General features: G+C 70.4%; 9 protein-coding genes, 1 pseudogene and 1 riboswitch. Of the genes and pseudogenes, 4 read left to right on the top strand and 6 right to left on the bottom strand.

The window, feature by feature from the left end; genetic code table 11:
• From G3N92_RS24885 to G3N92_RS24875, 3 genes and pseudogenes are all read right to left on the bottom strand, one after another.
• Positions 1-114 (bottom strand): annotated as a pseudogene (locus G3N92_RS24885) (histidine phosphatase family protein); the annotation flags it as partial.
• Complete coding sequence (locus G3N92_RS24880; protein ID WP_206130254.1) at positions 111-1,190, bottom strand: phosphotransferase family protein; 1,080 nt, start codon at positions 1,188-1,190, stop codon at positions 111-113. The gene G3N92_RS24880 and the pseudogene G3N92_RS24885, both read right to left, overlap by 4 nt.
• A complete protein-coding gene (locus tag G3N92_RS24875) occupies positions 1,187-2,425 on the bottom strand; it encodes an acyl-CoA dehydrogenase family protein (protein WP_206130253.1) in 1,239 nt (412 codons plus the stop codon). Before G3N92_RS24875 ends, G3N92_RS24880 begins: the two co-directional genes overlap by 4 nt.
• A gap of 139 nt (positions 2,426-2,564) precedes the next feature.
• Between G3N92_RS24875 and G3N92_RS24870 the strand changes: the two genes are divergently transcribed.
• Together G3N92_RS24870 and G3N92_RS24865 are read left to right on the top strand one after the other, a co-directional pair.
• A complete protein-coding gene (locus tag G3N92_RS24870) occupies positions 2,565-3,521 on the top strand; it encodes a LysR family transcriptional regulator (protein ID WP_206130252.1) in 957 nt (318 codons plus the stop codon).
• A gap of 126 nt (positions 3,522-3,647) precedes the next feature.
• Positions 3,648-4,049 carry an OsmC family protein gene (locus tag G3N92_RS24865; RefSeq protein ID WP_206130251.1) on the top strand — a complete coding sequence of 134 codons (402 nt, stop codon included), beginning with the start codon at positions 3,648-3,650 and terminating at the stop codon, positions 4,047-4,049.
• A 105-nt stretch (positions 4,050-4,154) separates the two neighbouring features.
• Here the strand turns inward: G3N92_RS24865 and G3N92_RS24860 are convergent, their stop codons facing one another.
• Entirely contained in the window at positions 4,155-5,039 is an 885-nt protein-coding gene (locus G3N92_RS24860; RefSeq protein ID WP_206130250.1) for a Dyp-type peroxidase, read from the bottom strand.
• 552 nt (positions 5,040-5,591) lie between these two features.
• On the opposite strand from G3N92_RS24860, the gene G3N92_RS24855 reads away from it, so the two are divergent.
• On the top strand, positions 5,592-7,523 hold the full coding sequence (locus G3N92_RS24855; protein WP_206130249.1) for an ABC transporter ATP-binding protein: 1,932 nt from the start codon (positions 5,592-5,594) through the stop codon (positions 7,521-7,523).
• A 523-nt stretch (positions 7,524-8,046) separates the two neighbouring features.
• On the top strand, positions 8,047-8,967 hold the full coding sequence (locus G3N92_RS24850; protein ID WP_206130255.1) for a type II CAAX endopeptidase family protein: 921 nt from the start codon (positions 8,047-8,049) through the stop codon (positions 8,965-8,967).
• 180 nt (positions 8,968-9,147) lie between these two features.
• Here the strand turns inward: G3N92_RS24850 and G3N92_RS24845 are convergent, their stop codons facing one another.
• Positions 9,148-10,452: a chloride channel protein gene (locus G3N92_RS24845; RefSeq protein WP_206130248.1), complete on the bottom strand. Its 1,305-nt coding sequence runs from the start codon at positions 10,450-10,452 to the stop codon at positions 9,148-9,150.
• Between the two features lie 82 nt (positions 10,453-10,534).
• Positions 10,535-10,603, bottom strand: a riboswitch (Fluoride riboswitch).
• 139 nt (positions 10,604-10,742) lie between these two features.
• Positions 10,743-10,928 (bottom strand): CsbD family protein, encoded by a 186-nt coding sequence (locus G3N92_RS24840; protein ID WP_206130247.1) that lies wholly within the window; start codon positions 10,926-10,928, stop codon positions 10,743-10,745.
• Between the last annotated feature and the right edge of the window lie 235 nt (positions 10,929-11,163).

Below are 11,163 nucleotides of genomic sequence, written 5' to 3'. Positions count from 1 at the left end.
GGCCATCCACGCGCCGAGCCGCGCCGCCTGCGTCTCGCCGCGCGGCGACAGGCAGTCGTAGTCGTCCGCCTCGAAGCTGGCCTGCGCGTGGCGGATCAGCACGATCTCGCTCATCGCGCGGCGCCCTCGGCGGCGGCGATGCGCGCGCGGCAGCGCAGCGTCAGGTAGCGCACCGCGTCGCCGAAGCCGGCGAACGCCGGGTTGGTGGTCTGGCCGAGCACGTAGCGGCGGTAGATCTGCTGGATGATGCCCATCAGCCGGAACAGCCCGAACACCTCGTAGAACGCGAAGCCGCTCACGTCGATGCCGGTGCGCGCGCCGTAATGGGCCACCACCTCGTCGCGCGTCATCATGCCGGGCGCGTGGGTGGGCTGGCGGCGCATCGCGCGGAACGGCGCGTCGTCGTCGGCCTGCACCCAGTAGGCCAGCGAGCCGCCGAGATCCATCAGCGGATCGCCGAGCGTCGCCATTTCCCAGTCGAGCACGCCGACGATGCGCAGCGGATCGTCCGGATCGAGCACCACGTTGTCGAAGCGGTAATCGTTGTGGATCACGCAGAGCCGGCCGTCGCGGGCGGGCTGGTGCGCGTCGAGCCAGCCGGTCACGTCGGCGGCCGGATCGATGCCGTCGGTCAGCGCGCGCTGCCAGCGCTCGCGCCAGCCGCTCAGTTGCCGCGCGACGTAGCCCTCGCCACGGCCGAACGCGGCGATCGCCGGCGCGGACGCATCCACCGCATGCAGCTCGACGAGCCGGTCGACGAAGCGCTCGCAAAGCTGCCGCGTGCCGGCCGCGTCGAGGCCCAGCTCGGGCGGCAGATCGCGGCGCAGGATCACGCCGGCCAGCCGCTCCATCACATAGCACTCCGAACCGGTCACGGCCGGATCGTCGCAGCGCGCGACGATCGCCGGCACCCACGGATAGGCCGGCTTCAGCGCGGCCATCACGGCCGCCTCGCGCAGCATGTCGTGCGCCGAGCCGGCCTTCGCGCCGGCCGGCGGGCGGCGCAGCACCAGCTCGCGGCCCGGGTAGGCGATCAGATAGGTGAGGTTCGACGCGCCGCCGTGGAACTGCCGGATCGTCGGCTCGCCGGCCAGGCCCGGCACCTGCGCCTTCAGGAACGCATCGACGCGGGCCGCATCGAGCCGATCCTCGTCGCGCACCTCGCGGGCGGCATCGATCGGCGCGCTCATGCCTGCGCTCCCGCTAGCGCCTCGGCCTGGCGCTTGAATTCGAGCCGCGCGACCACGCCGCGATGCACCTCGTCCGGCCCGTCGGCCAGCCGCAGCACGCGCGCATAGGCGTACAGCGCGGCCAGCGGCACATCGTCGGACACGCCCGCGCCGCCGTGGATCTGGATCGCCGCGTCGGCCGCCTGCTGCGCGACGGCCGGCACCGCCACCTTGATCTGCGAGATCAGGCTCAGCGCGGCCTTCACGCCGTGCGTGTCGATGGTCCAGGCGGCCTTCAGCGTCAGCAGCCGCGCCTGTTCGATGGCGATGCGCAGGTTCGCGACGATGTCGGCGTTGCCGCCGAGCGCCGCGAGCGGCTTGCCGAACGCGCTGCGCGCCTCGGCGCGGCGGCACAGCAGCGTCAGCGCGCGTTCGGCCGCGCCGAGCGCGCGCATGCAGTGATGGATGCGGCCCGGCCCGAGCCGGCCCTGCGCGATCTCGAAACCGCGCCCCGGCCCGAGGATCACGTTCGCGGCCGGCACGCGCACCTGGTCGAAGCGCACCTCGCCGTGGCCCGACGGTTCGTCGAAATGATGGAACGCCGGCAGCATCCGCTCGATCGTCACGCCGGGCGCGTCGAGCGGGCACAGCACCATCGTGTGGCGGCGATGCGGCTCGGCGTCGGGATAGGTCCGGCCCATGAAGATCGCGACGCGTGCATGCGGATGGCCGATGCCGGTGGACCACCACTTGCGGCCGTTCAGCACGAACGCATCGCCGTCGGGTGTGGCGGTGGCCTGCATGTTGGTGGCGTCCGACGAGGCCACCTCGGGCTCGGTCATGCAGAACGCCGAGCGGATCTCGCCGGCCAGCAGCGGCGCGAGCCACGCGCGCTGCTGCGCGGGCGTGCCGTAGCGCGCCAGCACTTCCATGTTGCCGGTGTCGGGCGCGCTGCAGTTGAACGCCTCGGGCGCGATGAACGAGTGGCCCATGATCTCGGCGAGCGGCGCGTATTCGGCGTTGCTCAGGCCCGCGCCGCCCAGTTCGGTTTCGGGCAGGAACAGGTTCCACAGGCCGGCCTCGCGCGCCTTGCGCTTGAGCGCCTCCATGGTGGCCGGCTGGCGCCAGCGCCGCCAATCCGCGCCGCCGGCCAGCTCGGCCGCGTAGCGGGCCTCGGCGGGCGCGATCTCGTCGTGCATGAAGCGCGTCAGCCGTTCGGCGAGCGCCTGGCTGCGAGCGGTCGGCATGAAATCCATGAGATCGTCCCCTCCGTTTGAAGTGACGCCCAGCCTACGCCGATCGAACTAATCGATGAAATGAATGTTCTTCATGGCAGGTCATCAGCCGAAGTAATATGTTCAGCTCCTTCTCCGCTCGCGCCGCGCGCGCCCGCCCGTGACCTCCGACCTGCGCCTCGACCTGAACCTGTTCCGCGTGCTCGACGCGATCTACGTGCACGGCGGCATCAGCGCGGCCGCCCGCGCGCTGCATCTCACGCAGCCGGCCGTCACGCACGCGCTGAACCGGCTGCGCGCGCATTTCGGCGATCCGCTGTTCGTGCGCCAGGGCAACCGCGTGACGCCCACCGAGCGCACCCGCGCCGTGATCGCCGACGTGCAGCGCCACCTGAAGGGCCTGCAGGCCGCCGCGCACGTGCAGGCGCATTTCGATCCGGCCAGCGTCGAGCAGCGCTTCGTGGTGGGGATTCGCGACGTGCTCGAATCGATCGCGCTGCCGCAACTGGTCGAGCGGCTCGCGCATGAAGCGCCGCGCATCACGCTGGTGAGCCGCCGCGTGGCGCTGGCCGAGGTGGGGCGCGAGATCGCCAGCGGCCAGCTCGATCTGGCCATTGAGCGGCGCGTGCCGGCCGGCCCGCAGATCGTGCGCGAGACGCTGGCCGACGACGCGCTGTGCGTGGTGCTGCGCCGCGATCATCCGCTCGCCGGCGGGCCGCTGCGCCGCGCCGATTACTTCGCCGCGCGCCACGTGACCGTCTCGCCGCTCGGCGAGCCGAATTCGCTCGACGTGCTGCTGGCCGCCGACGGCCGTTACCGCCAGATCCAGCTCGTCTGCCAGCACTATTTCGCGGCCTGCCAGATCGCGGCGGCCGGCGATCTGCTGCTGACGCTGCCGCGCTCCTACGCGCTGCGCATGACCGGGCTGCTGCCGGTGGTGGCGAAGGCGCTGCCGCTGCGCGTGAAGCCGTATGCGATCCACGCGTACTGGCACGAATCGCGCGATGCCGACGGCGCGCACCGCTGGTTTCGCGAACGGGTCGCGGCGATCGTGCGCGCGACGGCGCTGGGCGGCGGCGAGGACGCGGCCACCGGCGCGGATCCCGCCATGGCCTGAACCGGCGGCGTGCGCCCGCACCGCAGGCCGCTCCCTCGCTCGAACCTCGCGGATCGCGAACCGCTTAACGGCGGCGGCCGCGCAACCCGTTTATGCTGTCGGCACGCCCATCCGCCGAGGACTCCCATGCCCCTGATCCACGCCGCAGCCGAACTGGCTGCCGATGCCCCGAACTACGTCGTCGACATCCAGGCCGGCGCCCACCGCTTCCAGGGCGACGAAGCCGAACGCGAAGGCGGCCGCGGCGTCGGCCCCGCGCCGTTCGAGCTGCTGCTCGCGAGCCTCTGCCAGTGCACCGCGGCCACGCTGCGCATGTATATGCAGCGCAAGGAATGGCCGGCGGCGAAGCTGCACGTCCACGCCGAACTGCACGCGGACCGCGACGGCACGCAATACGTGCGCCGCACCATCACGATCGACGGCGAACTCGACGACGCGCAACGCACGCGGCTCGGCGAAATCGCCGAGAAAACGCCGGTCACGCTGTTCATCAAGCGCGGCACGCGCATCGACACCACGGTGCGCTGAAGCCTGCAAAACGTGCGGCGCCCGGCATCGCGCCAATAAAAAACCGCGCCCCGGCCGTGACTGGCCGGGGCGCGGTTTTTGCTGCGGAGGCCGTATTGCGTCCGCTCAGATCCCGAGCGCCGACAGATCGAGCCGGTCGTCGGCCGAGGCCGGCGGGCACCAGAAGAACGCGCCCGTCACCGGCTGCGTGAAGCGGAACAGGCCGTCGAGCACGCCGTCGGTCGCGCCGACCATGCGGCGCATCTGCACCTCGAACGCGCGGAACGAATGGCCGAACGCCACGAAATAGAGGCCCGCGCGGCGCTCGTCGGCCCACGGCGCGGAGCGGCGCAGCACCTTCGCCTCGGGCGTGAAGCTCTCCTGCTCGGTGCGCTTCACGTGCGCATAGGCCGGCGCATCCTCCAGCTCCTCGTTGTCCGACTTGCGGCGGCCGACGATGTTGTCCATCTCGTCGCCCGGAATCGCGTTCATCGCCGGGAAATCGTGCACCCATTGCTGCACGGCGACGAAGCTCGCGCCGTCGAGGCCCGGGCCCTTGCCGGTCACGAACGCGGTTTCCACCGCCTCGTCGCCCTTCGGGTTTTCGGTGCCGTCCTCGTAGCCGGACAGATCGCGGTCGTCCGCGTAGCGGAACGCGTTGGCGGCGCTGTCGAGCACGAAGGCCGGCGCCAGCAGCGTTTCGATCGCGCGCGAGCGCAGCGTGATCTCGCCGTGATCGTCGCCGCGCAGCCATACCCACAGCGCGACCTGCGTGGACGGCACCGGCGCGCCCGGCTTCGACAGATCGGGGAACGGCTTCAGGCCGTCGATCTTGCGCTCGAGCAGTTGCACGAGCGACGGGCCGACGCCCACCACCGTGCGCGCCGCGTCGGTGGCGTCGCGCAGTGCGGCCAGCGCACGCGCGACTTCGGCGGGTTCGGCGATCTGGAACGACAGGTAACGGTTGGCCGGCGGCAGCGGCGACAGGATGCCTTGCTGGATGGTGCTCATCGTGATGTGCGTCAGTTGCGGTGGGGGGACAGGAATCGAGGGCCGGATTGTCCCATATGCGGCGGCGAGGCCATGCAAGCCGGCCGCCGGCGCCGTGTCGATTCGGCAACAGCGCCCCGCCGCGTCGCGCACGCTCGCTTGGCAGCGCCGCCCGCGCACGATTACAATTGCCCGACCGGTTGCGTTTTCGCCCCGGCGGTGTCGCGGCCCTCGCCGCCTCGCCTTCGTCCACGTTCCATCGCTTACGTTCAAGGGAGGTCAACATGATGTGCAACACGCCATCGCACAGCGGCTTCCCGAACGTCATGCCGCTCGGCGCGAACTAGCTTCGCGCTCCCGCGGCGGGCTTCCGAGGCCCGTCCGCCCGCCGTACCTTCCAGCCGTCTTCCGTGGTTTGCCTGCCTGACCGGCATGCTTCGCCCGTGGCGCTCGTCGCGCCACCGCCGCGCTTCCGTCATGGCGACGCCGCGCGGCGCCGACGGCCCGTTGTTTCGCTGACCCATCGACCACCGACAAGTCCTGGCGCACACAATGCCCACCAGGCCAATGACCATGATCCAACACACCGATCGTCACGGTAGCCGTCCGTTCAACGACGTGCTCGGCTTCACCTTCCGCCACTGGCGCCGCCAACCGGCGCGCGCGCTCGCCGTGGCCGGCTGCGCGCTGCTCGCCGCGCTCGGCGACGTGCTCACCCCGATGTTCGCCGGCCACCTCGTGGACGCCGTCACGCTCGGCCTGCACGACCGCGCCGCGGCCTGGCACGCGGCGCTGCAGGCGTTCGGCGTGCTGCTCGCGCTCGGCGTGGCCGTCACGGTGCTGCGCCAGGCGATGTTCATGAACGTCATCACGCTGACGCTGCGCATGATGAGCGAGATCTCGGCCGGCGCGTTCCATCGCGTGCAGCGCTTCTCGACCGACTGGCACGCGAACAGCTTCGCCGGCTCGACCGTGCGCAAGATCACGCGCGGCATGTGGGCGCTCGACCTGCTCAACGACACGCTGCTGCTGGCGCTGCTGCCGTCGGTGGCGATGCTCGGCGGCGCGACGCTGCTGCTCGGCTGGCACTGGCCCGTGATGGGGCTGGTGGTGGGCGCGGGCTCGGTGCTCTACATCGCGATCACGGTGACGCTGTCGCTCGGCTTCATCGCGCCGGCCGCGCGGCTCGGCAACTTCTGGGATACGCGGCTGGGCGGCGCGATGGCCGATGCGGTCGGCTGCAACGCGGTGGTCAAGGCGTTCGGCGCGGAAACGCGCGAGGACGCGCGGATCGGCCGCGTGATCGGCAAATGGCGGCAGCGCACGCGGCGCACCTGGGTGCGCGGCACGCTGAGCGGCGGCGTGCAGGGCACGCTGCTGGTGCTGATGCAGGCGGCGATCCTCGGCGCGGCGCTGTGGCTGTGGTCGCACGATCGCGCGAGCGTGGGCGACATCGTGTTCGCGCTGACCATGTTCTTCATGCTGCAGGGCTACCTGCGCGACATCGGCATGCACATCCGCAACCTGCAGCGCTCGGTCAACGACATGGAGGAACTGGTCGCGCTCGACCGCCAGCCGCTCGGCATCGAGGACGCACCCGGCGCGCGGCCGATCGCGATCGGCGCGGGCGAGATCCGCTTCGACCGCGTGACGTTCCGCTACGGGCCGCGCCAGGCGCCGCTCTACGACGATTTCTCGCTGCGCATCGCGCCGGGCGAGCGGATCGGCCTGGTCGGCCACTCCGGCTCGGGCAAGACCTCGTTCATCAAGCTGATTCAGCGGCTCTACGACATCGAGGGCGGCCGGATCCTGATCGACGGGCAGGACATCGCGCAGGTCACGCAGCAATCGCTGCGCAGCCATATCGCGATCGTCCAGCAGGAGCCGGTGCTGTTCCACCGCTCGCTGGCCGACAACATCGCCTATGCGCGGCCCGGCGCGACGCGCGAGGAGATCGTGCGCGCGGCCACGCTGGCCAGCGCGCACGGCTTCATCGACGCGCTGCCGGAAGGCTATGACACGCTGGTGGGCGAGCGCGGCGTGAAGCTCTCGGGCGGCGAGCGGCAGCGCGTGGCGATCGCGCGGGCGTTCCTGGCCGACGCGCCGATCCTGATCCTCGACGAGGCCACCTCGAGCCTCGACAGCGAGAGCGAGCTGCTGATCCAGCAGGCGATGGAACGGCTGATGGTGGGCCGCACCACGCTGGTGGTGGCGCACCGGTTGTCCACGGTGCGCGCGCTCGACCGGCTGCTGGTGCTCGAACGCGGGCGCGTGATCGAGGAAGGCAGCCACGATGCGCTGGTCCGGATCGAGGGCGGCGTGTATCGGCGGATGTTCGAGCGGCAGGCGCTGGAGCTCGCGAAGGGGCTGATCGAGCAGGCGGGCGGTTACGGCGTCGCGGCGCTCGGGTCGCTCGATGCGGCCGAAGCGGCTGATGCGGCCGATGCGGCTGATCCGTCCGACGACGCGCACCGCGTTCAGGGCACGGCGTTCGGCACATCGTGAAGCACGGGGCGGCGATCCGCCGCCCCGCTTTTCCCGCGCCAGCCTGCTTTCATACCTATTGCCGATATTTCACGATTCGGCTTTCGATTGTCTTGCCCATGCACCTCACGATGCATGGATCAAAACAATAATCAAATCTGCACGCCACGGCATCGATAATGCGCGCATTTTATGCGAGATCTGGCTATTGGCTTGCCATTCAGTTTCATCTCGCTTTCGATTTTATGAATCGGCCGGCAAAACCTTCCAAACCCTTACCGGCAAGCACCGCCGCACTGGCTGACGCCACACTTATCTCCTAAAGTCTTATCGATACGCACGCAAGCGATGCGTAGCAAGGACGATACGACACATCGCAAATCCGGTTCGATTTTCAATCGCGCTATACCCAGCGGCGACGATAATCCACATAATCACGGATACTCGCCGATTCGCAATGGCATGCCTTCAAAATGCCTACATCGAATCGATTGCCGTCGATACTTCATTCAAAACACAAAGGTTATTACCGGTGAAAGACGTGATGCACGCCGACCGACCCAGCGCCATCCCGCCGTTCCGATTCCGACACCTGTGGTTCGGCCCGTACGGGCTGCGCGCGGGCTGGGCCGCGCTGCTGTATGCCGCGATCGTCACCGCGCTGATGCTCGGCGCGGATAGCGCCGCGCGGGCCCTCGACCTGCCGTTCCGGATGGAGGGCGAACTGACCGCCGGCCATCAATTCGCGTTCGAGCTGGCGATGTGCGCGGCCGTGCTGATCGCCACCCGCGCGATGAGCCGCATCGACCGGCGCTCGTGGCTCGACGTCGGCCTGCGCGCGCCGCAGCGGCTGCGGCACATGCTGTTCGGCGGCGCCTGCGGGCTGGCCGCCGTGTCCGTCATCATGCTGCTGCTGGCCTCCACGGGCGGCGCCACGCTCGCCTATTCGGGCATGAGCCCGCTGTCCGCGCTCGAAGCCGGGCTGGTGTGGGCCGTCGCGTTCGCCGTGGTGGCCGTGGCCGAGGAACTGGCGTTCCGCGGCTATCTGTTCTTCCGCCTCGCGCGCAGCCTGCATCCGTCGGCCGCCGCCGTGCTGACCTCGGTGGCGTTCGGGTTGTCGCACATGTTCAACCACGGCGAGAACATGGCGGGCATCGTGCCGGTGGTGATCTACGGCTTCGTGGCCTGCCTCGCGATCTGGCGCACCGGTTCGCTGTGGTGGGCGTTCGGCATGCACGCCGGCTGGGATTGGTCCGAATCGTTCCTGTTCGGCGCGCCCACCAGCGGCCTGATCCCGAACATCAGCCTGTTCGAGAGCCATGCGATCGGCCCGGTGTGGTGGAGCGGCGGCACGGTCGGGCCGGAGGGCAGCGTGCTGGTGTTTCCGGCGCTCGGCGCGCTCGCCTGGGTGGCGTGGCGCGTGCTGCCGGCGGCAGGCGAAGCGGCGCCGCGCCGCGCCGGTTGAGGCTGCGCCGGCCGAAACATCTGACGCGGGCCGATCGCCGGCCGATCCATATCGCGGCGCCGGATCGGCGCGCGACACGCCAGATCGATCGACAGGCGCGCGCCGATCCTGGCCAGCGCCGATTCCGCCTCGCGAGCCGGCCGCCTGCGCGCCTCGCCGCTGCCCTCACCCTCGCCTCGCTCAGCCCTTCCCGCCCGCCTCCGGCTTCGCGCTCGCGCGCTGCAACGCCAGATCGGCCAGCCGCCCGCCCGCGCTGAGCCACGGGTGCTTGGCGTGGCCGATGCGTTGCGCACGGTAGATGCCCGTGTGCCCCGAGAACAGATACGCCACCACGCAGGCCAGCGCTGCGAACACGCCGATCGGCGCGCCGAACAGCTCGACGGCCATGATCGTCGAGGCGATCGGCGTATTGGCCGCCCCGGCGAACACCGCCACGAAGCCGAGCCCCGCCAGCACCGGCAGCGGCAAGGCCAGCAGATGCGACAGCGCGTTGCCGAGCGTCGCGCCGATATAGAACAGCGGCGTGACCTCGCCGCCCTTGAAGCCCGACGCCAGCGTCACCACCGTGAACGCGAACTTGCCCGCGAAATCCTGCACCGGCAGCGGCCCGCGAAACGCGGCCTCGATGGTCGGAATGCCGAGGCCGAGATACTGCGGCACGGCCAGCACGACGCCGGCCAATGCGACGATCGCGCCGCCCAGCACCGGCCGCAGCGGGCCGTACGGAATCCAGCGCTTGAAGCGCGCGCCGAGCGCATGCGTCGCATCGGCGAACAGCATGCCGACCACGCCGAACGCGATGCCGGCGACGATCGCCGAGGCCGCCGTCGCGATGCCGACGGCCGGCACGAACGGCACCGGGTACACCGGATGGCGGATGCCCCACAGATGGCACACCGCATCGGCCACCACCGCCGCCGCGAGGCACGGAAACAGCGCGTCGTAGCGCAGCCGGCCGATCGCCAGCACCTCCAGCCCGAACACCGCGCCCGCCAGCGGCGTGCCGAACACCGACGAGAAGCCCGCCGCGATCCCGGCCATCAGCAGGATGCGCCGCGTGTCGGCGTCCACGCGCAGCACGCGCGCGACGCGGTCGGCCAGCGCGCCGCCCATTTGCACGGCGGTGCCCTCGCGGCCCGCCGAGCCGCCGAACAGATGCGTGACGACGGTGGCGAGCATCACGAGCGGCGCCATGCGGGTGGGCACGGCGCGCGCCGGATCGTGGATCTCGTCGATCAGCAGGTTGTTGCCGGCCTCGACGCTGCTGCCGACGCGCAGGTAGATCCAGCCGGTGACGAAACCGGCCGCCGGCAGCAGCCAGACGAGCCACGGATGCGCGAGCCGCGTGCCGGTGGCGAGATCGAGCAGGGCGAGAAACAGCGCGGACGCACTGCCCGCGAGCGCGCCGACGATGGCCGACAGCGCGATCCAGCGGCCGAGCGCGCGCAACATGGCGAACTGTTCGACGGATTCGAATGCTTTCATGGTGTTCAGGTTCGACAGGACATCAAACCCGGGCGGCAGGACGCCGCTTGTGCTCAAGACGGCCTACGACCTCCTGTACCCAGGATCCGTAGGCATCATCAGCCGGCTGACCGGCGGTTGGGAACGGAGGCATGCCATCTCCGGCAAGCGCGGATTCTACGCGAGCCTGCTTTCGGAATGCTTACCATCCAGACCGATCCGGCGCGGGCTCCAACGAAACCGGCCCCGCCTCGCGAACCATCGCGAGGCGGGGCCGGTGCTGCCAAACGATACGAATCGACGCGGATGCGTCAGTGCAGATTCGTATGCTTGCGGATCGCGTCGGCGGTCTGACCCGCCTTCTCCTGCAACTTGCCTTCGGTCTTTTCCGCGATGCCTTCCGCTTCGGTCCTGCGGTCGCCCGTCACCTTGCCGAGCGCTTCCTTCACCGAACCCTTGACCTGCTTGAGCTTGCCGTCGATGCGATTCTTGTCCATGGTTGCCTCCTTGAGGGAATCATCGGAACCGGCGCGCCTGCCGTGGGCCGCGCGCCGGGAACCACCATGATCGCCGCCGCCGCCCCGCCCCGGCAGGTGCAGATGGGCCAGGGCCGCTAGTGCATTCGTACCGGGCCATGCGTGCGGAACCGCACGGAATCGCGCCCCGCATCGCTGCCGACACCGCGCGCCGGAACCGCGCCGCGCTCAGGCCGGCGGCCGCTTGCGCGCCGCG

The sequence above is a fragment of the Burkholderia sp. Ac-20379 genome (assembly GCF_017104645.1).
Lineage (GTDB): Bacteria > Pseudomonadota > Gammaproteobacteria > Burkholderiales > Burkholderiaceae > Burkholderia.
The sequence above is the reverse complement of the archived record's forward strand: the minus strand, read 5'-3'. Positions and strand labels throughout refer to the sequence as shown.